Source organism: Bacillus sp. OTU2372, assembly GCF_038440275.1.
Taxonomy (GTDB): Bacteria; Bacillota; Bacilli; order Bacillales; family Cytobacillaceae; genus Neobacillus; species Neobacillus bataviensis_B.
In genome coordinates this window covers 1-24106 of record NZ_JASATK010000041.1, presented here as the reverse complement: position 1 = coordinate 24106, position 24106 = coordinate 1, and the positions used below count along the sequence as shown (strand labels likewise).

Genomic DNA, 24106 nt, shown 5'->3' with positions numbered 1-24106 from the left:
TGGGGCTGGTTAGTTTTAGTAGAACACACCTTCAATTGGACTATTGTATGAATGTCTTTCAAACTTTGTATTTATTACAATTATCCCATTCCTTCACCAAACCCACCTTTTAATTTCCTATATGGTGTTATTTACCAGACATGGCACTTATACGTTCTTCATACTTATAAATTACGGGTAATTCAAACTATAGGAAGATTATAAAAGTTTAATTTTACTCATCGGTTAAATGGATTTTTAAACAAACTTTTTTGTGAGACTTCAACAGAAAGGAAGAAAACATTTAAGTGAAAACTTGGGAAATGATTAAACAAACTGTACAAGGTGATGTATGGTTTTCAGAAACCTTGGGTTACTCTGTTATACACGCATCCAATGGATTCGTTTCGTTAAAAGCGAAATCAAAAGGTAGCATAAAAGTATCAAATAATTTTTTAAGGGCTACTGACTGGAAAAAAATCAATAAAGACACTAATAATAATTAAACATTCTCTACGGCAAAAAAATAGATCGAAGCTGGAAAAAAGGGATTGAACGGGATTATAATCGGCACTCAAGGAAATGATAGGATGGGAAACTTGTGGTCAGTACTAACCTCACTCACAACCATTAAAATCGTCAATAAGGTTATAAAAATAAAGCTAGGACGAACCAATCCTAGCGTTATTTTTATAACCTTATTTATTCATTTTGAGCAATACTTTTTTCTCCTAAAAACTGATTTAGAGCTTCAATATTTTTATCGAAGTCGACTTCTAATACGGCGCCAAGCTCTTCATCACGTTTATTTTGAAAACTGCCATCTTCAGGGATGCGTACGGTTTCTATATTGGCACTTTTCTTCGTTACTAGGTCTTTCCCAATCGTCAAAATAGTGGAACTATCCATATTGGTATCTACGTATTTATTCATCAAACTTAATAGTTTAGGAAGTTTTACAACACTTTGCAGACTTACGGCTTCATCCTTTAATTTTTTAATTACTTCCTGCTGTCTTTGGATCCGTCCGAAATCACTTAATCGATCATGACGAAAACGGACATATCCTAGCAGCTCTTTCCCATGAAGCGTTTGTTTGCCTTCTTCTAACTTGGTTTCGATGCCATAAGACATCTCGTAAGGAATGTCTACACGAATTCCATCTGGAACGAGGAGATCGACCGCTTTTTCGAATCCCTTAAAGTCGACAATCGCATAATAATGAATATCCAAACCGAAATTTTCTTTAATGGTCTTTCTGAGTAGTTCAGGTCCTCCAAACGAAAATGCCGCATTTAATTTTTGCTGGCCATGTTCAGGTACAGAAACCAACATATCCCGCATTAGAGAAATAAGTTTGATTTTATGTGTTTGAGGATCATAATGAGCAACCATGATCGTATCCGTTCGAGCCTGTTTTTCCCCTCGTGAGTCACTTCCTAATAAAAGAACATTGACTGCACCTAGTTTATTTTTATTTCCTTGAAATGCATCTTTTCCTTCTACTTTTTTAAGCGGTTCGTTGAGTGTTTCGATTGTACCTTGTATGTATTGAAATATTTGAAAAAGACCAACTATAAAAATGCTTAATAGAAGAAGCGCGCCAAACACTCTCCCCAATCTTAGTCTTCTTCTATTCTTTTCTGACTGTGTCAATTCTAGCATCACCTCATCTTTAACAATCCCTGAAGTAATGATTATCCCATACTTATTTTTCAACCCTTTTAAAATCAGATTACATTTTTTTGAATTTCTGATTACATTTTCATTTTTTGCTGTCAATTATCTGTGGGCTCTTAGAGGTATGACCTTATGAATAAGATTAGTTTATTATTTTAAAATATTGTCACATTTTTGATATCATGATACTATTAGATGAAATTAAATTCCTTTAATTTGGTCCAGAGAGGCCAAAAAGGCGAAAGTAGACTTCTTATATACTTCTCATGTATATAAGTGCCCTTTTGTCCTTTGGATGAGAGGGCATTTTTATTTTTGCCAACTATCTTTTAAACATAGTCCTGTGAGGCTTGAAAGGAGAACGACAAAAATGGATTATCGTAAAAAAACAGTAGTTGCATCAGTAGCAGGTTTAACATTAGAGGGTATGGATATCATGTTTATTTCCTTTGCGATGTCGATGATTATTGCGGAATTTCATATCGACATGGCTACAGGCGGTCTTATTTCTTCTATTACCAACTTAGGAATGCTGGCAGGTGGCGTCATTTTTGGGATTTTAGCAGATAAATTTGGAAGAGTTAAAGTTTTTACTTATACGATTCTACTATTTGCTCTTGGTACGGCATTAACAGGGTTAGCCTCAAGTATTGAACAAGTTTATCTATTTAGGTTTATTGCAGGCTTAGGTGCAGGTGGAGAATACGGCATTGGTATGGCGCTTGTGGCGGAAGCATGGCCAAAGAATAAACAAGGACGCGCTTCTTCCTATGTCAGCATTGGTGCTCAATATGGTGTGATCCTCGCTGCTCTTCTTAGCGCCATGATCCTCCCTGCGTGGGGATGGAGAGGATTGTTTTTCATCGGTTTGGTTCCCGTTATATTCGCTTTTATCGTTAGAAAGAAATTAGACGAATCACCTGTATGGGTAGGGGCACAAAAACAAAAACAACTTTTGCCAAAGCAAGGGAAATTATCGCAATTGTTTTCTTCGCCAAGAACATCGGTCACAACGATTGCTTTAGCCATCATGGCTACTGTCCAAATTGCCGGTTATAATGGGTTGATGATTTGGCTGCCATCCATGCTCCAACAATCCCAAGGTTTATCCGTTTCCAATTCGGCTCTTTGGACGATTAGTACGGCTGTTGGAATGATTGCAGGGATGTTAACTTTTGGCCAATTTATGGATCGTTTTGGAATGAAGCGCTCATATGGAATCTTCTTATTCGCTTCTGCGGTGGCTGTGTTTTTATTCTCCTTTGCTTCAGGGAGTGCAGGGCTTTTAATCGGCGGTGCGCTTGTAGGGTTTTTCTCGAATGGAATGTTTGCGGGATATGGTGCACTAATCAGTAATTATTATCCAGTTGAGGTTCGAAGCACAGCAACCAATACGATCTTTAACTTTGGCAGGGCATTAGGGGGATTATCTCCTATTTTGGTAGGATACATCCTGCAGCACGCGAATGTAACGGTAGCGATGGGGTATCTTGCTGGCCTTTACTGTATCTCCTTTATCGCAATGGTTAGTTTGAAAAAAGGAAAAGATAAGAAATCACAGATCCATTCATTTTCTAACGCAGTGTAAAGTGTTAATTTACTACTAATCGTAGTTAAATGGAATCTTAGTCTAAATCTAAAGGGTTGCTCATTCTAGAGCAACCCTTATTAAATATTCTTCCAGGATATGCTTTGTACTTGTTTATTTTGGCAGGTTATTCGCTTCATAGGCAACTCGTATCCCAGATTCAATCGCACCTTGCATCCACCCATGTGTAAGTGTGGTATGCTCCCCAGCAAAATGTACTCTGCCTTCAGGTAAAGTGACATAAGGAAACAACTCGTTTTCCTGACCTGGTTCGAAAGCCGCTAACGCCCCAGTAGAATAGGGATTATCGACCCAACTGAAGGAAGTTCCTACTTTAAACTCAGAATACACCAGGTCTCCATAAATTTCAGCTAAGTCCCTTAAAGCGTATTGAATGCGATCTTCGTTTGATAGACCCTCCCATGTCGAAGCCTCATCCGCCCATGTATAGCTTGCTAAAAGTACAGCGGGTCCACTTGTACCAATACCTTGACTTGGGTAATAGGTGAAACGGATTGGCAGATCCGTTATGGACTTTCCACCTTTTTGTTCGAACCGTTCCCAAAACCTGCTTTTAAATTCGATTCCGATTTTGGTTGCAGCCATATAGTTCAATTCACGAATCGCTCGCCGTTTATAGTAGGAAAAAGAATGGTGTGGTTCAACTTGGACAAATCGCAGTACGGAAAATGGGATGGTGATAATAGCAAGATCACTAGTTAGGGTGGAAGCTGCTAACGTGTCCGGATGGGAGGAATGAATGGTTACACTGTTGTGATGTTGGGTAATTTTCGTCATCTTTTGATTGAAGTAGATGACATCCTTTAATTGTGGAAGAAAGGCTTTCGGAAGCAGATCCATACCACCTGTTATCTCATAGTAACGATTCGTTCTAAACTGCGCGGTTTCTCGCAATACTTCCAGAAAGGACATTCCCATATAGGCTTCATAGTCAAGGAGCACTCCGATCATATCAACCGCGCCATCAGAAAATGTGGTTCCATATTGATAATGGTAAAATTTTAAGAATGAACCCAGTGAGTAGTCCTTAAATTCTTTTTCGATTAAATCCCAATTTTTCATTGGATCTTTGTTAATAAAATCAATAATGGGTTGTAAAGCTAAATTTAAGAGTTCTTCTGCACTCTTCCCTTTTTCGTTCCGGGCTACTGGGAAGTTTAGAATATCCGGATAACGTTCAAAAATGTTAAGGCGTGTTTTGATTCCGTTGATATATAGAATATCGACAGGCGTTCGGTTAATGAACAAGTTTATATTCAAACTGAATTTTTTAATATACTCTAAGGTTAAATGATGAGAATCCGGAATACGCATTGGTCCTGCGTTCAGATAAAGCCCATTGGAAAAAGGGGAACGGATAGTATAGACACGGCCGCCCACATGGTTAGTGGCTTCGAGGATGATGACATTGTGCCCGGCTTCTTTCAATAAGGAAGCAGCAACCAGTCCTGCTAGCCCTGCACCGACAATTGTAATATTCTTGGGTACTTTCGACTTCATCAGTCCATTTTGTATGATGCTAAGCATTTGTTGTTTTGTTAACTTATTGTATTTGTTATCAGGCATCTGATCGCCCCTAGTGAAAAGATTTACTACATTGTATTCACTTAAAGAGATCCCTATGTGTTTATGGCATGAAGATGAACGTCCCTGTGTTTCATAAAATTTTTACTTTTCAAGCATTCGAAAGGGCAGGCAATCAATGAGTTGTCTATTTTTTTGTTAAGGATTAAGGTTATAATAGATTTGTCTAAGAGGAGTTAACACGGAGGTAATAATTATGCCAATTCAACCAGTTCATCAGCGTGATAAAGTGAGTTCGTATCAAAGTCTTCGTTCCTTATACGAACAAAACATCACCATAAACAGTATTGCAGAATCATTGGATACTTGTCATCTACATGATGATGCTGCCCATATTAAAAACATGATGGAAATGAAGGACTACGATATTCTCGGTGTGGAGGATAACGGAATTGTCATTGGATATGTGGTAAGAGATGAATTGAAGGAAGGTATCTGTAAAGATTATTACCGGAGCTTTAGTCCGACAGAGCTTGTCTCGGAATCAACGTCGCTTTTACATACACTGTTTATTTTTAAAGAAAATGAGCGAATTTTTATCCTTGAAGGAAACAGAATAACAAAGGTTGTCACGCTTGCCGATCTTCAGAAGCCGCCGATTCGGATGTTATTATTTGGCTTGATCTCGTTATTAGAGATGCATCTTTATCGGATTATTAATGAGTATTTTCCTGATGATTCCTGGAAAAAGCATTTAAATCCGAAGCGGATTCAATTTACAGAAGATTTATTTGCTCTTCGAAAAGCCAGAAATGAAGGGATTCAATTAAGTGATTGCTTGCAAATTTGCGATAAACGGGACATTGTCTTAAATGAAGGTCCATTAAGGGAACAGTTGGGGATTGAAACCAAGACGAAGGGGAAGCATTTTTTTAAAAAATTAGAAGAGCTCCGCAACAATTTGGCTCATTCCCAGGATATCAACACCGAGAACTCTTGGAATGAAACGTTTTTCTTAATCGAACAGACGGAGAATATATTAGAGGAATGTGAAAAGATAAAATAGAATTTAACGGAAAAGTTGGCGCTATCATGTTGCCAACTTTTTTTACATGACGCACTAAAATGGTGAAACGACATAGTGAGAAACATGGCTAAATTAGTGTATTAATGGAAATCACAAATAATCGTGTAATACCATGTAGCTTGGTTAAAATATGTTGGGGAATGGTACTGACCAGACTTAGTAACTTTCCAACTACAAAAAAGGAGTGAAAGATGATGCCTACAAACGACGAACGTAATCGATATGGTGAAAACTCAAACCAAGGTGGCAATAACGCTACAAACCAAGCTAGTAACAACGCTACAAACCAAACTGGTAACAATGCAACGAACAAATCAGGCAGTGATGTTGGTGAAGCGGTTGGTACTGTTGGCGGCGGTGCTGTTGGGGCTGCTGTAGGCTCTGTTTTGGGACCAATAGGTACTGTTGCAGGTGGACTTGCAGGCGGTGCGCTTGGTAACCAAGTTGGTGAAGAGTTTGGCGGAGAGAATAATGCTGCTAACAACCGTAATGCCACCAATAACAGCGGTTCTATGAACAAGTAATATTTTTTCATAAAAAGAAAACAGCCAGATGGGATGTTTAATTCTCGTTGTGACTGGCTGATCTTTTTTTGTGAAATGTTTAAGTAAACATTTCCACAAATACTTCCAATTTTTTAGGCAAAGAATACATGTGTAGTTCAATTAAAAACTAGGGAGGGAAAGAAAATGACGGTTGCTACTCAAGTAAATCAAACTTTAGCAGGTTTAAAAAGTGCTCAAGCTAGTTTTGAAACATTTGCCTTACAAACTGAAAACAAGAATGCAAAGCAATTGTACCAAAATGCTGCTCAACAAACTCAGTCAATCATTGACAGTTTAGAACCGCGTCTTCAGGAAATACAACAAGAAGAACCCCAATATAATCAGTAAAACGGTGGGGTGGCGTTCTATGCTGCCCCTTTCAATATTAACAGGCACAATAAATAAGTTTTTAACAATAGGGAGATAAAAATGACAATATACTCCAATGTAAAACAATGCTTAGTTTCCATTAAGGGAATTGAAGCACAACTATCCACATTCGCTTTAAATTCTCAGGATGAAAAAGCTCAACAGACCTTTCACAATGCCATGTTAATTGTCGAAGAAGTGAAAAATGATTTACAAAAACGAACGATAGAAATGGAAGTTCAAGAACCTCAATATAAACCATCGTAATTTCGAGGTGATAAAAATGCTGGATTGGGTTGAAGTTGGATTACGGTCCATTTTGTTTATTGCTGTATTATTTTTTATGACCAAACTTTTAGGGACCAAACAAATTTCCCAGCTTTCTTTTTTCGAATATATCTCAGGTATCACTATTGGTAGTGTAGCAGCTGAAGTCATTACAGGTCTTGATGCAAATATTATGCACGGTATTATTGTGTTAATTCTTTTTAGCGGGATAACCTATGCTGTTGATGTTTTTTCTTTGAAGAGCAAAAAATTCAGAGATTTTGCTGAAGGTACTTCAACGGTTGTTATTAAAGATGGAAAGATTATGGAAGATAGTTTAAAAAAGGAATATTATACGATTGATGAATTAAATTCATTACTAAGAAAAAAGAATGTATTTAAAGTTGCAGATGTAGAGTTTGCCGTTTTAGAACCAAATGGGGACATAAATGTATTGTTGAAGAAAGAAAATCAACCTCTTACTCCTAAAGATTTAAATATGAAGGTTGGGAATGAAAAAGTTCCACAGACGGTCATTATGGACGGTGAAATTTTAGATAATGCTCTTACGGAAGCTAATAAGAACCGGCAGTGGCTGGATACTGAATTACAAAAACTTGGCGTCATGCTGGAGAATGTATTTATGGGACAAGTTGATTCATATGGACAATTAACGGTGGATGTATATGATGACAAACTCAAAATCCCATCACCACAACAAAAGCCTTTGTTAATGTCATCACTAAAAAAATGCCAAGCTGATTTAGAATCCTTTTCTTTACAAACTGATTCTACGGAAGCAAAAAAATTATATCAAGTAAATGCCGAAAGAATACAAAATGCAATTGATTTACTTAGTCCTTATTTAAAAGCTTAAATCTTTGAAAAAAAGTCAAGGGTACAGCAAGTATTTTTTCTATTCTTGTCTTGAAAATGATCCTTAGAAGGGGACTAAGGATCATGATTATCGTAAGAAATAATAAGAGAATGGTACAAATAAAAAAAGAAGGCAATTCACCTTCTGAATCCTTCTTCTCATTGGGTTCTATGTTCGTTGAATCGTAGAGAGTGAGAAGTTTTTAACCATTTTTTGCAGGTTTCGATGACCCTCTCTTAATTTTATCGTTTCTTCAATAATTTTTTGGAATCCTTCCAAATCTCGATCAGATGCATTTAATAAAGACTTCGGTAGACCTTCGACGAGTTGTTGTAGGGTAAGTTCATTCAAGGATAATACCACCTTTCAACTTATTCGTTAGACATCTGTTTTCCGTTTTCTTTAATATTTTGTAAAGAGTAGCATTTTTCCTGCCATCATGTTATAAAACTTTTCTACAGTAATCTTCATATTTTATAAGTAATAGTAAAATTCCTTCTTTTTCCTACAAATTCAGACGGTAAACCAATAGGTTCTTTTAACTAATTGTAGAAAAATATCTTTATGTTAGTAAATGTTAAAACCTAACCTGTCCCTTTCCATTATTTTCATATATATAGAAGTTGATTTCATAAATAGTAGTAGAGAAGAATGGGAACAAATGTACGTAAAAAGACTCTGTTTTAATTGATTCAGAATTGTTAAACTATTATTACTATCATGGGTCGACTTCAATGAAACTAATCAGGAGGGATAATATGGAACGAAAAATGCACTTGATTCCGTACCAATTCATTGCACATATTGAAGAAGTAACCGAGGTGCCAAAAGGAGTCGATATGATTCAGGCCCCTAAAGCATGGGAAAAAACAAAAGGAAAGGGCATGACCATTGCCATCCTAGATACCGGCTGTGATCTGACACATCCTGACTTAAAGGAACGGATTATTGGCGGCAGGAATTTTACGAATGATGATAACGGGAATAAAGATGTTTATCGGGATTACAATGGCCATGGTACCCATGTAGCCGGCACAATGGCAGCGACACAAAATCAAAGAGGGGTAGTTGGAGTTGCTCCTGAAGCCAATCTATTAATTGTTAAAGTTCTTGATAAAAATGGATCCGGCCAATATGACTGGATCATAAATGGTATCTATTATGCGATTGAACAACAGGCAGACATTATTTCCATGAGCCTTGGCGGTCCTGAAGATGTTTCGGAGTTACATGAAGCTATTCAAAAGGCAGTCGAACATAATATTCTTGTGGTCTGTGCTGCCGGCAATGAAGGGGATGGACAGGATGCAACCAATGAATTTGATTATCCTGGATCTTATAATGAAGTGATCAGTGTAGGGGCGGTCAACTTAGACCGACGAATCTCGGATTTCAGTAATTCTAATAATGAAGTAGATCTTGTAGCGCCAGGTGAAACGATTCTTTCTACCTATCTGAATGGTAAATTTGCAACGCTTAGCGGCACGTCAATGGCCACTCCACATGTATCGGGTGCACTTGCCCTCATCAAAGTCCTTGCGAATCAATCATTCGAGAGAGAGCTAACTGTACCAGAGCTTTATGCGCAATTAATCAAACGAACGGTTCCTCTCGGTCATTCTCCAAAGTTAGAAGGGAATGGGATGGTGTATCTGACGGCAGTAGATTATTTAACTGAAATATTTAACACTGATTTAAAAGCAGAAGTGCTAAATAACTAGTTTACTAGTAAAAAAACAGTGCCAAAAGAATATTTATGGCACTGTTTTATTTTGGGCATATTTAACTTTTAATTCTGTCCAGATCTCTTTTCTTTAAGCGTCCTACAAGAGGTACTACGATTATCCCGGCTATGACAACCTGCATAATGTTTCCGGGAATGGAGCCGAATGGCTGTACCCAGTTACCGTAAAGGATGACTTCAGCAAAATAGTAGCCTACGACTTTTATTATCAATGCAACCGCAATTGCTACTGTGTTTACAAGGATTCTATTGCCGGGTACTTTCTCAGATATGAGACCAGCTAAAAAGCCCATTGTCCCTACGATGATAAAAGTAAACGGCGACCATACTGCCCAGCCAGAGATAAGATCGAATAAGCCCATTCCAAAGGCGCCAGCTATGGCTCCTGTTTTTTTACCATAAACCAAGGCAGCTATAAAAAGAGGCACGTTCCCCAGATGGATTAGACCTCCATTACCCATTATTGGGAGCCTTAAGTTAATGAACATTGTGGCTACCAGTGTTAATGAGATGAAAAGTGCATTGATAACTATGGACCTTGTTTTAGAAGTTGCTGCCGGTGAGAATGTTGTATTCATATGATGACCTCTTTCTTGTTTTTAAAATAATATCATACACCTAATCTGAAACTTTATAAATATGTAATATTCTTTTTTTACATGCAGCCTTTTATATATTTGAAGTGACGGAGAATTATTTCGATATCTATAAAAAAATACAATTTTGGATTTTATATGTTAAAATGTGGTAAAGGTGTCATCGATGACAGTGATTTTGAAGCTAAAATAGTAACCATTTTAGCACATAAAAACGCTTGGAAATGAATCCAAGCGTTTTATTATCGTTTTACTAATTATCCAATTGCAGACTACTCTCCTCGTAAAAAGAGAGCTGCTATACTTTCCGGCAATGTTCCTCTATGTCCTCCCAACTTAACAGAAGTCTTTGAATGTCTTCCTCGATGAGTTCAGATCCTTTTTGAACTTCAATTATTTCAACATCAGTAATGGCCTTAATTGCATGCTTCGCGCCCACCGGTATCTTTAAAACATCACCAGCTTTAATCGGTATAATATCTCCATCCAAGGCAAATTCCCCTGACCCGGAAATAATAGTCCATACTTCACTCCTCTTTTTGTGGGTTTGATAACTCAAATTCTTACCTGCATGAATGCCAATTTTTTTGGTAAGCACGTTATCTCCCTTTTCAAAAGAAGTGTAATCCAATACCTTGTACCAGCCCCAGCGCCTTTCTTCATACATGGGTCTTTCATTGTTATTTTTCATGAATTGTTTGATTCTTGGACTTGCACCTTTCTCGGATACAAGGATACCATCAGGGCTTGCTGCCACCACTACATTTGATAGACCTAAAATCGTTATCGGAAGATTCAATTCATTTATTAAATGAGTGTTTTTTGAGTCGGGACTAATAAATCCCTTTCCTAAAACAGGCGTATCTAGCTGTTCGGTTAATGAGTTCCAAGTTCCTAGATCCTGCCATTCACCGACATAAGGAACAACGATCATTTTCTCTGTCTTTTCCACTACTTTATAATCAAAACTTGTTTTAGGCAATTTCTCAAATATGTCGATCATTTTATCGTACGCTAAGGGCCATTTTTCGTTCGAGATGAAAGAAATCATATGTTTTAACTTAAATGCAAACACTCCGCAGTTCCACAAGGCATTTTGTTTAACCAATTTTTCAGCCAGTATTAGATTGGGCTTTTCTATAAAATTATTAACATGCAAATAGTTACAATCTATCTCCCCTAGAATTTTCGGTATGATATACCCGAATCTTTCATCCGGTTGAGTTGGACGTACACCTAGTAAGGCTAAGTCGGCACCAGTTTCAATAATCAAGGACTCAAGTCCTTTTATCTGGTAGAAGAACTCCTCTTCTACGAATTGATCAACAGGTAACACACAGATTACTTCTTCTAAATCAACCTTAACTTCGGAATACAAGTAACTGCAGGCTAAAGCAATGGCAGGGAATGTATCGCGGCTGCTTGGTTCGATAATTAGGGGAGTATTTGGGCCTAATTGATTTTGAATTATTTCGACTTGTGCTCTGCTTGTTGCAATAAAACAGGAATCTTGTAATTTAACGGACTTTAATTGTGTCCACATCCTTTGAGCCATAGATTGCAGCTCGTTATTAGGGTTACGAAGTATCTTCAGGAACTGTTTTGATCTTGAATTATTCGATAACGGCCATAATCTTTTTCCCGATCCTCCTGATAATACAATAATTTTCATTAATAAGAATCATCCTTTACAATAATCATTTTATCTCTAGTGTTTAAGCTAAACACTCCATGTACGATGTGAATATAAATTTCATAAATATTATATGAAGATAATAAGATGACGCCTGGATTCGTATCCATTTTCTATAAAACCTAGTTCATTTTCATAAAACCAAGCAACCTGTAGCACATTTTTAGTTTATGGGTTTTAATACCATATCCACTCTGCATGTTTCGTCATAGGATAATACATAGATTTCCAGAATATGAACCTAGCACTCCATGTTGTTAAAGTTGTGGCAGGGCGGCCTCTCCCATGAGAAAACAAACATTTTTTACATCAAACGATCAAAATATCATTAATTCAATAGGAGGAATTCCTTGCATGGGATTAAAATTGCATGAAAATATGAGGGTGTTGGTCATAGATGATTGTATTCCTGCACCGGAATTAGGATGGGGTTATCCGAGGGCAGATCTCGTTTTGAACTGTCTTGTGGACATCGGTTGTGAGGTATCTCTGTTACCCTTGCAAAATCCCAAGAAAACACAACCACATACTGATCTTTTAAAAGAAAAGGGTATCAAAATAAAAACTCCTGACAGGAGCAACTTAAAGCAATTTTTTCGCAAGAAAAAAGATCGTTATGACGTCATTTGGATCAGTCGGACCCTCAATATGATACAAACAATTGATATTATAAGGAAAATCAACCCTACACAAAAAGTTATTTATGATACAGAAACCTTTTCTCCGGCCCGTGACATACTTCGGAGGGAATTGTATGGAAACAAACTGAGCGAAGATAAGAAAAAGGCCATCATTCAAAAGGAACTGGATTTAATGAACAAAGCCGATATGGTTGTGGCTGTATCCGCGCAGGAACGAAAAAAGATCGAAAGCTTGGGTATAAAATCGGTAGAAGTGCTTAGTTTTTCGATGGATGCCAATCCCACTTCAAAGCCCTTTAAAGAGCGAACTGATATCCTTTTTGTTGGGGCGTTTCTTGATTCACCTTCACCAAATGAAGATTCCATCCTCTATTTTGTAAACGAGATTTATCCTAAAGTATACGAAGCTCTTGGAGCAAAGTTATGGATTGTGGGGACTGGTTCAAACAAAGTTGGTTCGATCAAGAAATTGGCATCCGATAATATAGTGATTGCAGGAAAGAAAGACAACCTGTGGGATGTATATGACAGTTGTAAAGTATTTATTGTTCCAACAAGGTATGCGTCTGGGATTCCCCTGAAATTGATCGGAAGTCTCGCTCATGGCCTGCCTTGCGTGGTGACTCCATTAATAGCAGAACAGGTTGAACTAAATGAAAATACTTTATTGATTGGTGCTGATCCGGAGGGTTTTGCACAAAAAATTATTCAATGTTATACCGATGAGAAGATGTGGATGGGACTCAGAGAAAATGGCTTGCAATATATCAAAAATGAGTTTCAACTGAAAAAGTTTAAACAAAATTTAATCAAAATCATGCAAGGGATTAGAGAAAACAAAGACTAACATCTTTTATTCCCATCTAGGAGGTCTGTTATGAAGGTGGTCATATTGGCTGGGGGATTCGGCACAAGGATTAGCGAAGAATCCAGACTAAAACCAAAACCAATGATTGAAATTGGTGAAAAACCAATACTATGGCATATCATGAACATATATTCACACTACGGTTTTCATGATTTTATAATCTGTTTAGGATATAAAGGGGATCAAATCAAGAAATACTTCTCCGATTATATTCTCTCCAATGCTGATGTTACGTTTCATCTTCAAGAACAAAAAATATCGATTCATCAGCAAAATGTTGAACCTTGGAATGTGACGCTTGTAGATACCGGCCTCCATACAATGACGGGAGGCAGGATAAAGAGGATACAGAAATATATCGGGAATAGTCCTTTTATGCTGACTTACGGGGACGGTCTCTCTGATATAAATATACAGCAATTAGTGGACACTCATCACGCACAAGGAAAAATAGTTACGGTAACCGCCGTACAGCCAACGGGTCGTTTTGGGATTTTAAATATTTCTGAAGACGGTACGGTTTCGGAATTTATGGAAAAACCGAAGGGTGACGGGAGTTGGGTGAATGGAGGTTTTTTCGTATTGCAACCAGAAATTTTTGATTATATAACCGGTGACGATGTGGTACTGGAAAAAGAACCGCTTGAAACCCTAGCCAAGAAGGGGCAGCTTGTGGCGTACATGCATGCCGGCTTTTGGCACCCCATGGATACTCTTCGGGATAAGAATCATTTAAATGATTTATGGGATTCTAATCAAGCACCTTGGAAAAAGGTGAATGATCAAAGTGAATAAAAGCTTCTGGTGCAATAAAAAAGTGCTTATTACAGGACATACGGGCTTCAAAGGCTCGTGGTTATGCTTATGGTTACATCAGCTGGGTGCAAAAGTCACTGGTTTCGCCTTGAAACCGCCAACCGAGCCTAATCTGTTTCATTTGAGCTCGCTTGAAAACTTAGTTCATTCTGTGTATGGTGATATTCGCAATTTTGACCTATTGTACGAAACCATTGTACAAACTGACCCCGATATTATCTTTCATATGGCTGCTCAACCACTTGTGGGTCATTCCTATGAAAATCCTGTGGAAACGTATGAAATCAACGTGATGGGAACGACTTATCTATTGGAGGCGGTCAAAAAGGCTGTCAACAACGGAAAAAGGATCAAAGCACTGGTTAACGTAACGACTGACAAATGCTATGAAAATAAGGAATGGCATTGGGGATACAGGGAAAATGATCGGCTCGGGGGATACGATCCCTATTCTATTAGTAAGGCATGCAGCGAGCTGATTACGGATTCCTACCGAAAGGCTTTTTTTAACCCCAATACCTATGACCAACACGGTGTTGGGATAGCTACCGCTAGAGCTGGAAATGTCATAGGGGGAGGTGATTGGGCGGCCGGGCGATTGATCCCTGATTGTACACAGGCGCTTTTAAATGGAAAAAAGATTGTGATTCGCAATCCGAAGTCTATCCGCCCTTGGCAGCACGTCTTGGAGCCGTTATACGGTTACCTGCTTTTGGCCGAGAAGTTATACCTCAATGGAACAGAATATGCTGAAGCATGGAATTTTGGTCCCAAGGATGACGATGCAAAACCCGTTGAATGGATCGTTCAGCGCATTTGCGAAAAATGGGGCGGGCAAACCTATTATGAGTTAGACAGCAGAAATCATCCCCACGAAGCTAGTTACTTGAAACTAGATTATTCTAAAGCAAAAGAAGAGTTAAAATGGTCTCCGAAGTGGACCCTTGACCAAGCGATTGATAAAGTAATTGAATGGGTTCGAGCCTACAGTGAAAAAAGCGACATCAGGGAAGTTTGTTTTAAGCAAATTAAAGAATTCTCTCAGTTAAAATAAAGGTGTTGAAACTCCATGCGTATTGATAAAACAGGCATCGAAGGTTGTTATGAAATCATTCCGGCAACCTATAAAGATGAGCGAGGCAGATTCGTCAAAACGCTGTTTCCCTCTTTTTTTAAGGCAAACCAACTTGAATACAACTTTACAGAACAATACTACTCGATTTCGACCAAAGGAGTATTGAGAGGACTACATTTTCAACTCCCGCCAAAAGAGCACACCAAATTGGTTTACTGTGTTTCAGGGATCGTTATGGATGTCGTAGTTGATGTTAGGAAAAACTCCCCCACTTATGGCAAGTATAGCATCTTCATGCTGGAATCGGATAAAGGCAATATGGTCTACATCCCACCCGGTTTAGCCCATGGTTTTTATGTAATTAGTGAACAAGCCATCATTATTTGCCATATGACGACCGTTTTCTCACCTAAACACGACAGCGGAATACGCTGGAATTCTCTTTCTATCCCGTGGCCGGATGACAATCCCATTCTCTCTAAAAAGGATCGTGATCTACCAGCACTGTCTGATTTCGTAAGCCCTTTTACCTTTCAACCCTAACATATAGTATAGTATCTTATGACAATGAGGTGTTTTGATGCAGGTGCAGAAAACAAGCATTCCTGGCTGTTATCAGTTAATTCCATTGCATTTCAAGGACCACCGTGGTAGTTTCATCAAGACTTTCCAACAGCAGGAATTTGCACAAAACGGTCTAGTAAATAACTTTCGTGAAAGCTACTACTCGATATCTAATCAGGGTACTTTACGAGGATTGCATTTTCAAGTTCCACCCTGGGACAATATCAAATTAATTTATTGTATTCAAGGTAAAGTGATGGATGTGGTAGTAGATCTTAGAATCGGTTCCCCCACGTACGGTAAATATGAAATATTTCAGTTGGACTGTGAAAAAAACAGAATCATTTACATCCCGTCCGGATTGGCGCATGGATTTTATGTAGAAAGCGGCCCGGCAATAATGGTTTATTTATCTTCCCGTGAGCACTCCCCACAACATGATACCGGAATACGATGGAATTCTCTTGCGATTCCATGGCCAAATCTTAACCCTATTCTTTCAAAAAGAGATCAGCAATTACCAGAATTCAACCATTTTGTGAGTCCTTTTTACTTTAGTGAATACAATTAATAAAAATTGAGGTGCAAACTAACATGCGAGCGATCATTTCCGGGAGCAATGGCTATTTTGGCAGTATTGCTTGCCGATATTTTCAATCAAAAAACTGGGATATAGTAAAAGCCAGTCGTCAACCGGATGCACATTTGCACTTTGATCTCGATCGTCCGGGAGACTTTGCAAACCTTTTAATCAAAAGTCAAGTTGATCTATTTATTCATGCTGCTGCCGCCAATGAGATATCTTGTCAATCCAATCCATATCAAAGTATATTCCAAAACGTGGCTGGAACAAAGGCAGCCCTTGACTTCTGTGTGAAAAACGGCATAAAATATTTCGTTTACTTGTCTACCTTTCATGTTTTTGGAACACCTTCCGGAACCATCAATGAACAATCGGTCCCTTGCCCCATGAACGATTACGGATTAAGTCATCTGCAAGCCGAAGATTATGTTCGAATGTACACCCGGTTAAATAAAATTAATGGTTTAGTCATACGTCCTAGTAATTTCTTTGGCAAACCTGTTAATATCGCTCAGTGCAAGCGGTGGACGTTAGTCCCATTGGCATTTTGTAAAGAGGCGGTTACCACCGGAAAGATCGTTTTGCGTACGCCAGGTTACCAATTAAGAAATTTTATATCAGTAAAGGATATTTGTAGGGTAATAGAACACGCCTATTCTCAATGTCACGCTGTACCTTTACTCCATATTCCCGGCCCAGATACCATGAGCATTCGATCTTTTGGAAAACTAATTCAAAGTGTAACAAAAAAACATCTAAACAAATCAGTTGAGCTTGTCATCCCCGATGGTCCTTCGAACCATGATCAATTCACTTATAGCAGCCTCTATCTGAAAGATATCTATCAACCTAGTGACAAAATCGAACAATTTGTAGCTGATTTTTGCAAGGTACTCACGGCGTCTCAAGAGGAATGATTGGCACGTGTTGTGTCGATGTAAAAGCAACTATTAACAAACAAGGGAGGGATCACATGATAATATTTACGGTTACAACCACGCGTTTCTTGAGCGAAGCGATGGTAATGGCAAAATCAGCTAAAAAACACATTCCTACTTCAACAGTGGTAGTCTGTTTAGTTGAAGAAAGCATTCACCCTGCTGCGAGCAGCTGTCAGTTTTTTGATCATGTGATTTTAGCAAAAGATTTAGGATTCAAAAACTTTTATAAACATATTTTTAAATACAAGGCCCTCGAAGCAGTGACATCTGTTAAGGCGAAGCTTTTTCTTCATTTATTTGATTTATTTCCGAAAGAGGAAGATTTCATCTTTCTCGATACAGATATAAAAATTTTTGGTTCATTTGATGAGGTAATGGATGCACTAGACCAATTCCCCGTACTAGTAACCCCTCATATTACTGAGGACGACGGAATCATAGACAATGAACTCACTACCATAATTTATGGTATTTGCAACACCGGCTTTCTTGCTGTTAAAAGATCAGACGAAGCAGAGCGCTTCCTGCGCTGGTGGGAGTATCGACTTAAAAAATTTTGTTATGAAAACACTTCAGAAGGTATGTATGTGGATCAAAAATGGGTGGACCTATCACTTTGCATCTTTGATGTTCACCTTTTCAAACACCCTGGTTATAATGTCGCCTGCTGGAACTTACCCCAAAGAAGGTTCGCATATGATTCCTTAGGAAACTATCTAGTGAACAAAGTGCCATTAAAGTTCTTCCATTTTTCCGGTCTTTTTAATAATCGATTCGACTCTGTCTTAAAGAGCTATCTTCCTAATAAAACTCACGCTGTTTATCAAATAAAAGCTAATTATCTAAAAGAATTAAAAAAAGCTGAGCAAGATGCATTATCGAATGCACCATGGAGTTATGACTATTTTGTTAATGGTGAGAAAATTAAAAGCAAGTCACGCAAAAGATACCGAGACAGCGCGGAGCTGCGAAACAAGTTCAATAATCCTTTTAAACATTCAAATGCAACATTTCTTGATAAATAGATCGTATATGAGGTTTCATTCTTCACTCCGATATGAAAGGATCTATCGCGGTGCTAGAATTTATGAATATATTATTACACTTACGGGTGTTTTAAATTTAGAAGGAAAGGTTGCTGTGGCAGCCTTTTTTTATTGAGCTATCGACAGATAAATATAAGAAGAGTTAATTTTAGTAGAAGAAGCATAATTTGCTATATGTTTACAGCAAATGGTAGATATTATTTAGATTTTAAATATGACTTATATGGTTATTTTGAAACAGGAGTCCAGTGGAGATATTAAGGAAACTATTACATGCGATAAATAATTTATGGGGAAGGTATCATCTAGTATATCTATATGGAGGTTCGACTAACGGCAGGCGAAGTTGCTCAACTTTGGTCGCAATACCAAAATGATAGCTCTAGCATATGTGACCTTACATATTTATTATAAAAAGCTGAGGAAAATTAAATTAAGCCTATTATTGAATATGCTTTAGGTTTATCTACGTCACATATTCAAAGAATTACCGATATATTAACAGATTAAAAAAATTTTTTATCTTTTGGAAAACCCACAATAAATAACAACAAAAGAGTAGAAGTAGGTTATCAGTTACATCGTGTGATAAACATCCTACACAGTAATACCTTGAACCATAATGTTGAGATTAAAACGGATATTCTGGAGAACTGTTTGATTTATGCGAATCCTCAAAAATTGAATCTTCCATTCCAAATAAAGAACGGTAACGGATGTTTGCTAAAATCATTCGTCCGTTCTTTTTCTTTGCTTCTGAACGAAACAATTGCGTTGTCAGATATCCAATAAAATAGATCGACGGGGTTTTTTTGTATATTTTGTGGATTCTAGCATTTCCTAAAGTTATTTAGTAGAAGATACTACTATAAAGGCGGAAAGTTTGAATGTTACTAAATAATAAAATATATTTTGATTAAGTAACATTGAAGGAGTAATGATTAGCCTTGGAAACAGTGGATGCACTTAGAGACTTAGAACAGATAAATTCCTTAAAACATTACCTTAAAGAACATTCGTACAGGGATTACTAATTGTTTGTTTTTGGAATAAATACAGGTCTTAAAATATCTGAACTACTTTTGATTAAAGTAAAGGATCTTTCTAATAGCAATGGAGAAATTAAGGATTTTTATCATTACTCTGAAATGGAGAGCGAAAGGAGGAAGTCTGTATTTTTAAACAAAAAAGTAAAAGAAGCTGTAACGTCTTACATAAACCAAGTCAACATCGAAGAACAGATTTATTTATTCCAATCTCGTAAGTTTAAACAACCGATTACTCGACAACAGGCCTATCGAATTATCCATGATGCTTAAGGTAGGCATTGAAGGGAAGATAGGAACAAATTCTTTGGCAAAAACCTTTGGATTTCATGCGTTTAAACAAGGAGTCTCTATTGCGCTTTTACAAAAACACTTTAACCATTCTACACCAGCGGAGACACTAAAATTATTAGGTATAAAAAACGAAGAATTAATAACCACTCAGATAGACGTAAATTTATAATTTTGATAAGTATTCGAGCAATAATAAAAAATTTGAAGCGAGGAATTATATGAATAAAACGAAAATGAATAAGCCTAATAAACTTAAATTTATTTTACGAGGATTAATCGTGATTATTGGTGGATTTATAGCCGCATATGGACTAGAAACGGTACTAATCCCAAACAACGTATCTGATGGGGGAGTAACGGGTCTTAGTATCGTAGGATCAGAACTATTTGATTTACCATTAGGAGTTCTAATTGCAATTATAAACATTCCCTTTATCTGGTTAGGATATAAACAAATTGGAAAAAGTTTCGCATTTTTTTCCATTATCGGAATAGCTTCACTAGCTGTTGGCACAAGCCTTTTGCACCATACCCCAGCCATTATTGAAGGGGATACTTTGTTAGTTACAGTTGTTGGTGGTATTATCCTAGGTTTAGGGATGGGTCTAGCCCTGCGAAATGGCGGTGCATTAGATGGCATTGATATGCTTGCCGTGCTAATATCTCGAAAATTACCGTTTGGGACAAGTGATTTAATTCTTTTCTTAAACATATTTGTATTTATTTTTGTTTCAATTGCATTTGGTCTGCAAGGAGCGATTCTTTCGGCAATAGCTTACTATATTGCTTCTAAAGTTATTCACATTGTTGAAGAAGGCTTAAGCGGCTCTAAAACCTTTCAAATTATCACAACTCAACCCGAATTAATGGTAGAAGCAATACGTGATCGCTTAGGTCGAAGTGCAACATATAAGGATGCTTATGGCGGTTTTTCCAATGAAAAATTCAAAGAAATCACATGTGTCATTAACCGCTTAGAAGAAACCAAATTAAAGGAAATTATAAATGAAATGGACGAAACTGCTTTTGTTACCGTATATGACGTTGCAGAGGTTAAGGGCGGTAATTTCAGAAAGCATAATATTCATTAGGAGTAAAAGTTCCATTGCTTTTTAGAAAAATAAGCTGCCATTTGTGTGGCTTTTTTTGTCTGAAAGATACGACGATTGCATGAAACGACTAACAGTTCAGGTTATTGAAGAAGGATTCGATTATTAACGTCGCATTCGGTATTTACCAATAGGTCCCCTTACATACCCATTGTATTCGTCCAAAGCATTAAAAGACAGGCCATTACCTAGGACAACTTCCTGCCGTGATACATATACATGCAGTGTAAATATTTATTAAAGGGGAGATTTTTAATGGGTAAGGACATCAAGCAGTATTTTACAAATAAAGTAATCAAGGTTGACAGAGGCGGCCCAGAATCCAGAATTGGGAAGTTACTAGATGCTGGTGACGATTATTTCGCAGTTCTCACTGAAGACGATGGGGTCGTTTATTATCACACTCAACACATTAAGAGTTTCACAGAAAATAGGAATATGCAGTTGGAATTCGACGTTAAAGTTCCTAAGGATTTTGAATTTAAAAAGGCTGAAAATTTCAAAGAACTGCTTGAATCATTGAATTATCTATGGGTGAGAATCAATCGTGGAGGTCCTGACATGGTTGAGGGGGTACTCATTGAGGTAAAAGACGATTTTGTTTATATCGTCACTAATGACGAAGTCGTGCGCATTACCATATTCCACATTAAAAATGTGAGTTGTGGACCAAAAATTGAAAAGGCTAAAACCGAAGATCATAAGTCACAAGAACCTAAATCACTAAAACCTAAATCACTACAACCTAAATCACTAAAACCTAATTCACTAACACCTAAATCACCAAAACCTAAATCACTACAACCTGACTCATTACAACATGAATCATTACAACATGAATCACTACCATTTGAGTCATTAAAAGATGAATCACTACCATATGATTCATTGACATATGAATCACTACTACATGATTCACAACCATATCAATCACTCCAACATGATTCACAACCATATGAATCACTACAACATGATTCACAACCATATGAATCACTACAACATGATTCACAACCATATGAATCACTACAACATGATTCACAACCATATGAATCACTACAACATGATTCACCACCATTTGAATCATTACAATATGAATCACTGCCATATGAATCACCTCAAAAATTAAACGATGAGAGTAAAAATAAATACAATAAGTCCAATTTGGCAGCTAGGCAAAATTTTGAAGTTGATTTATCTGTTCTGTTGTCCTCAATGGAAAAATTTTTACGAAATTATTCTAAAGGCATTTAAGATCAAGTTTTTTATATTCCCTCACGTAGCGGGTTCATAGAGTAGTAGAATGAGAGACACTGTAAAGAAACGCATGATAGTGTCTGCACATTAATTAGAATATCCTACTAGTCCATAATTTTCGCATAGGTATAGTGTCATTAATCATAAAAAATAATCCACCCTTGAGTTGAAACTCTGGTGGATTATTTCCTATTAGTTTACTATTCCTCTTCTTTTTCTTTTTACTAGAATTAACTAAGTTAGAATGGAACCACACCCGGTACAAACCATAACAACGCCCATCGGAATGGCCATATGGACTCCGCCAATTCCAACAAGTGGAGAGACAATTCCACCAAGTGCAAATGACGTAACACCCAACAAAGCAGACGCACTTCCTGCATTTTTTCCTTGTGTTTGCATCGCCAGAGAAAAACCTGATGTATTCACCATTCCTACACTTGATACAACGAAAAATAATGGAATCAATAAAAAGACTAATTTTGCCTGTGAAAATATAAGAATGAGTAATATAATGGCTCTTAAGGCTGCCATTCCTAATCCAAATTTAAACATCGTTGACTCAGGAATTTTTCCTGCCAATCTTCCCGTGGTCTGACTACAAATCATAATCCCTATGGCGTTTACAGCGAAAATTAAACTAAACGTTTGAGGTGAGGCTTTGTAAATATCCTGTATGACAAAAGGAGAACCTGAAATATATGAAAACAAACAGGCTGTGACTAATCCTTGTGCTAAAGCATATCCCATAAAGGTGATCAGTGACCAGTTTTGAAAAAGCATGAAATGTATTCTGGATGCCACCAGCCGTACGCTGTTTTTCCTGAAGCGTCTCTGGCAAGCCAAAAAGAACTACAAAAAAATCACGATACCGATGGCACTTAAAACTATAAATACACCTTGCCAAGGGACTACTTTGAGCAACTGACCGCCTAAAACAGGAGCGAGAATAGGGGGCCAGGCCGTTAATCAATGCGAGCAGTGAAAAAAACTTGGTTAATTCGCTTCCTGAATATAAGTCTTTTACAATCGATCTCGAGATTACTAATCCGGCTGATCCAGCAAACCCCTGGAGGAATAATCGCAAAATAATCAATCCCCAAATCGAAGGACCAAATACGCATAAAAGTGACACGATAAAGTAGGCCATTAAGCCAATTAAAAGGGGGTTTGCGGCGTCCAGTTACATCACTAATTGGCCTTGTTAGTAGTTGCCCCAATGCTAAACCGAGTACAAAAAACGTAATCGTAAGTTGTACAAAAGAGGCATTGGTATAAAAATCTTTTGCAATATTAGGTAGTGCTGGTAAATACATATCCATGGATAAAGGGCCAAATACTGCGAGTATACCAAGTATAATCGCCATCGATAACCGTTTGGAGCGTGAGAGTACCGCCTAATCATACGACCTGTGTAGTGGATCCCCCATAAAGTAAGTCATCCTTTCATAAACATAAAATTTCCTCTTTTCGAAAAATTATAACATCTTATAGGTTAACAGATTTTTATTGATGAAGTAATCAAATAATATTTATAAAATAAATACTATTTTTCATTGTGTGCCCGGCATGGGTGCAGGCTCTAGGGTGCAAGTCCCAAACGGTGAAGGCAGTAGTAGATCATAGCTTAAGACAAGGATATGCGGGGTGACTTTCATATCTGAAGGAAGTCGGCGGCAAACTTCCGCTCCGAGGAACACGAATCTCATATAAGGCTAGGTGACATTGGATAAGTCTGCAATACAAGACAAAGCCCATACTGCCGAAGGTGTCACAGAGTAAATGAGGCGGAGACATGGAAGGAAAGTCTGTACTCTTACCCGGGGAGAACCTGTCGGTATGCCGTACTCATGCGGTAAGCCTATTCGTGAGGATAGATTGAACGACAGGCGTCAGCAA

Annotated in this window: 22 protein-coding genes and 2 pseudogenes; 18 read left to right on the top strand and 6 right to left on the bottom strand. The window is 37.6% G+C overall.

From position 1 onward, the window contains the following. Positions 1–287 precede the first annotated feature (287 nt). Positions 288–485 carry a hypothetical protein gene (locus AAHB15_RS28965; RefSeq protein ID WP_342043829.1) on the top strand — a complete coding sequence of 66 codons (198 nt, stop codon included), beginning with the start codon at positions 288–290 and terminating at the stop codon, positions 483–485. A 196-nt stretch (positions 486–681) separates the two neighbouring features. Here the strand turns inward: AAHB15_RS28965 and AAHB15_RS28960 are convergent, their stop codons facing one another. Beyond that, entirely contained in the window at positions 682–1761 is a 1080-nt protein-coding gene (locus AAHB15_RS28960; RefSeq protein WP_335575335.1) for an LCP family protein, read from the bottom strand. A 268-nt stretch (positions 1762–2029) separates the two neighbouring features. On the opposite strand from AAHB15_RS28960, the gene AAHB15_RS28955 reads away from it, so the two are divergent. Beyond that, entirely contained in the window at positions 2030–3247 is a 1218-nt protein-coding gene (locus AAHB15_RS28955) for an MFS transporter (RefSeq protein WP_335575334.1), read from the top strand. 114 nt (positions 3248–3361) lie between these two features. Here AAHB15_RS28955 and AAHB15_RS28950 read toward each other — a convergent pair whose 3' ends face one another. Further along, a complete protein-coding gene (locus AAHB15_RS28950) occupies positions 3362–4834 on the bottom strand; it encodes a flavin monoamine oxidase family protein (RefSeq protein WP_335575333.1) in 1473 nt (490 codons plus the stop codon). Positions 4835–5048: 214 nt separating this feature from the next. On the opposite strand from AAHB15_RS28950, the gene AAHB15_RS28945 reads away from it, so the two are divergent. The 5 genes from AAHB15_RS28945 to AAHB15_RS28925 all read left to right on the top strand — a co-directional run bounded on the left by AAHB15_RS28945 (position 5049) and on the right by AAHB15_RS28925 (position 7937). After that, entirely contained in the window at positions 5049–5858 is an 810-nt protein-coding gene (locus AAHB15_RS28945) for a hypothetical protein (RefSeq protein WP_335575332.1), read from the top strand. Between the two features lie 212 nt (positions 5859–6070). Beyond that, the gene (locus tag AAHB15_RS28940) at positions 6071–6403 is read left to right on the top strand and encodes a hypothetical protein (protein ID WP_446715901.1); all 333 of its coding nucleotides are present in this window, start codon (positions 6071–6073) and stop codon (positions 6401–6403) included. A gap of 165 nt (positions 6404–6568) precedes the next feature. Beyond that, entirely contained in the window at positions 6569–6772 is a 204-nt protein-coding gene (locus AAHB15_RS28935) for a DUF1657 domain-containing protein (protein WP_335575330.1), read from the top strand. 81 nt (positions 6773–6853) lie between these two features. Beyond that, positions 6854–7060: a DUF1657 domain-containing protein gene (locus AAHB15_RS28930; RefSeq protein ID WP_144566957.1), complete on the top strand. Its 207-nt coding sequence runs from the start codon at positions 6854–6856 to the stop codon at positions 7058–7060. Between the two features lie 16 nt (positions 7061–7076). Then, positions 7077–7937 carry a DUF421 domain-containing protein gene (locus AAHB15_RS28925; protein WP_335575329.1) on the top strand — a complete coding sequence of 287 codons (861 nt, stop codon included), beginning with the start codon at positions 7077–7079 and terminating at the stop codon, positions 7935–7937. A gap of 168 nt (positions 7938–8105) precedes the next feature. Here the strand turns inward: AAHB15_RS28925 and AAHB15_RS28920 are convergent, their stop codons facing one another. Continuing rightward, entirely contained in the window at positions 8106–8288 is a 183-nt protein-coding gene (locus AAHB15_RS28920; protein WP_098527274.1) for a hypothetical protein, read from the bottom strand. Between the two features lie 407 nt (positions 8289–8695). On the opposite strand from AAHB15_RS28920, the gene AAHB15_RS28915 reads away from it, so the two are divergent. Beyond that, on the top strand, positions 8696–9658 hold the full coding sequence (locus AAHB15_RS28915; RefSeq protein WP_335575328.1) for a S8 family peptidase: 963 nt from the start codon (positions 8696–8698) through the stop codon (positions 9656–9658). 61 nt (positions 9659–9719) lie between these two features. Here the strand turns inward: AAHB15_RS28915 and AAHB15_RS28910 are convergent, their stop codons facing one another. After that, positions 9720–10259 carry an ECF transporter S component gene (locus AAHB15_RS28910; RefSeq protein WP_342043828.1) on the bottom strand — a complete coding sequence of 180 codons (540 nt, stop codon included), beginning with the start codon at positions 10257–10259 and terminating at the stop codon, positions 9720–9722. Positions 10260–10575: 316 nt separating this feature from the next. Then, complete coding sequence (locus AAHB15_RS28905; protein ID WP_335574604.1) at positions 10576–11949, bottom strand: sugar phosphate nucleotidyltransferase; 1374 nt, start codon at positions 11947–11949, stop codon at positions 10576–10578. 306 nt (positions 11950–12255) lie between these two features. Here AAHB15_RS28905 and AAHB15_RS28900 point away from each other — a divergent pair, with 306 nt between their 5' ends. From AAHB15_RS28900 to AAHB15_RS28855, 10 genes and pseudogenes are all read left to right on the top strand, one after another. After that, positions 12256–13458, top strand: a complete 1203-nt coding sequence (locus tag AAHB15_RS28900) for a glycosyltransferase (protein ID WP_335574605.1) — start codon at positions 12256–12258, stop codon at positions 13456–13458. A 30-nt stretch (positions 13459–13488) separates the two neighbouring features. Further along, the gene (gene rfbF, locus AAHB15_RS28895) at positions 13489–14274 is read left to right on the top strand and encodes a glucose-1-phosphate cytidylyltransferase (protein ID WP_335574606.1); all 786 of its coding nucleotides are present in this window, start codon (positions 13489–13491) and stop codon (positions 14272–14274) included. Then, a complete protein-coding gene (gene rfbG / locus AAHB15_RS28890) occupies positions 14258–15349 on the top strand; it encodes a CDP-glucose 4,6-dehydratase (RefSeq protein WP_335574607.1) in 1092 nt (363 codons plus the stop codon). Before rfbF ends, rfbG begins: the two co-directional genes overlap by 17 nt. A 15-nt stretch (positions 15350–15364) precedes the next feature. Next, positions 15365–15913, top strand: a complete 549-nt coding sequence (gene rfbC / locus AAHB15_RS28885) for a dTDP-4-dehydrorhamnose 3,5-epimerase (RefSeq protein ID WP_335574608.1) — start codon at positions 15365–15367, stop codon at positions 15911–15913. A gap of 37 nt (positions 15914–15950) precedes the next feature. Then, on the top strand, positions 15951–16505 hold the full coding sequence (locus AAHB15_RS28880; protein ID WP_335574609.1) for a dTDP-4-dehydrorhamnose 3,5-epimerase family protein: 555 nt from the start codon (positions 15951–15953) through the stop codon (positions 16503–16505). A gap of 23 nt (positions 16506–16528) precedes the next feature. Beyond that, complete coding sequence (locus tag AAHB15_RS28875) at positions 16529–17434, top strand: NAD-dependent epimerase/dehydratase family protein (RefSeq protein ID WP_342043827.1); 906 nt, start codon at positions 16529–16531, stop codon at positions 17432–17434. Positions 17435–17490: 56 nt separating this feature from the next. After that, entirely contained in the window at positions 17491–18483 is a 993-nt protein-coding gene (locus AAHB15_RS28870) for a hypothetical protein (protein ID WP_335574611.1), read from the top strand. 968 nt (positions 18484–19451) lie between these two features. Continuing rightward, a pseudogene (locus AAHB15_RS28865) lies at positions 19452–20013 on the top strand (tyrosine-type recombinase/integrase). A 49-nt stretch (positions 20014–20062) separates the two neighbouring features. Then, complete coding sequence (locus AAHB15_RS28860; protein WP_335574612.1) at positions 20063–20935, top strand: YitT family protein; 873 nt, start codon at positions 20063–20065, stop codon at positions 20933–20935. Between the two features lie 273 nt (positions 20936–21208). Further along, positions 21209–22204 carry a hypothetical protein gene (locus AAHB15_RS28855; RefSeq protein ID WP_342043826.1) on the top strand — a complete coding sequence of 332 codons (996 nt, stop codon included), beginning with the start codon at positions 21209–21211 and terminating at the stop codon, positions 22202–22204. 237 nt (positions 22205–22441) lie between these two features. On the opposite strand, the pseudogene AAHB15_RS28850 reads toward AAHB15_RS28855, so the two are convergent. Beyond that, a pseudogene (locus AAHB15_RS28850) lies at positions 22442–23574 on the bottom strand (multidrug effflux MFS transporter). Between the last annotated feature and the right edge of the window lie 532 nt (positions 23575–24106).

Excerpts from the sequence above, each read along its gene's own strand:
- AAHB15_RS28930 (WP_144566957.1), top strand. The coding sequence starts at position 6,854 with ATGACAATATACTCCAATGTAAAACAATGCTTAGTTTCCATTAAGGGA.
- rfbF (WP_335574606.1), top strand. The coding sequence starts at position 13,489 with ATGAAGGTGGTCATATTGGCTGGGGGATTCGGCACAAGGATTAGCGAA.
- AAHB15_RS28935 (WP_335575330.1), top strand. The coding sequence starts at position 6,569 with ATGACGGTTGCTACTCAAGTAAATCAAACTTTAGCAGGTTTAAAAAGT.
- AAHB15_RS28940 (WP_446715901.1), top strand. The coding sequence starts at position 6,071 with ATGATGCCTACAAACGACGAACGTAATCGATATGGTGAAAACTCAAAC.
- AAHB15_RS28855 (WP_342043826.1), top strand. The coding sequence starts at position 21,209 with ATGGGTAAGGACATCAAGCAGTATTTTACAAATAAAGTAATCAAGGTT.
- AAHB15_RS28910 (WP_342043828.1), bottom strand. The coding sequence starts at position 10,259 with ATGAATACAACATTCTCACCGGCAGCAACTTCTAAAACAAGGTCCATA.
- AAHB15_RS28905 (WP_335574604.1), bottom strand. The coding sequence starts at position 11,949 with ATGAAAATTATTGTATTATCAGGAGGATCGGGAAAAAGATTATGGCCG.
- AAHB15_RS28925 (WP_335575329.1), top strand. The coding sequence starts at position 7,077 with ATGCTGGATTGGGTTGAAGTTGGATTACGGTCCATTTTGTTTATTGCT.
- AAHB15_RS28945 (WP_335575332.1), top strand. The coding sequence starts at position 5,049 with ATGCCAATTCAACCAGTTCATCAGCGTGATAAAGTGAGTTCGTATCAA.
- AAHB15_RS28870 (WP_335574611.1), top strand. The coding sequence starts at position 17,491 with ATGATAATATTTACGGTTACAACCACGCGTTTCTTGAGCGAAGCGATG.
- AAHB15_RS28955 (WP_335575334.1), top strand. The coding sequence starts at position 2,030 with ATGGATTATCGTAAAAAAACAGTAGTTGCATCAGTAGCAGGTTTAACA.
- AAHB15_RS28900 (WP_335574605.1), top strand. The coding sequence starts at position 12,256 with ATGAGAAAACAAACATTTTTTACATCAAACGATCAAAATATCATTAAT.
- AAHB15_RS28860 (WP_335574612.1), top strand. The coding sequence starts at position 20,063 with ATGAATAAAACGAAAATGAATAAGCCTAATAAACTTAAATTTATTTTA.
- AAHB15_RS28880 (WP_335574609.1), top strand. The coding sequence starts at position 15,951 with ATGCAGGTGCAGAAAACAAGCATTCCTGGCTGTTATCAGTTAATTCCA.
- rfbG (WP_335574607.1), top strand. The coding sequence starts at position 14,258 with ATGATCAAAGTGAATAAAAGCTTCTGGTGCAATAAAAAAGTGCTTATT.
- AAHB15_RS28950 (WP_335575333.1), bottom strand. The coding sequence starts at position 4,834 with ATGCCTGATAACAAATACAATAAGTTAACAAAACAACAAATGCTTAGC.
- AAHB15_RS28915 (WP_335575328.1), top strand. The coding sequence starts at position 8,696 with ATGGAACGAAAAATGCACTTGATTCCGTACCAATTCATTGCACATATT.
- AAHB15_RS28875 (WP_342043827.1), top strand. The coding sequence starts at position 16,529 with ATGCGAGCGATCATTTCCGGGAGCAATGGCTATTTTGGCAGTATTGCT.
- rfbC (WP_335574608.1), top strand. The coding sequence starts at position 15,365 with ATGCGTATTGATAAAACAGGCATCGAAGGTTGTTATGAAATCATTCCG.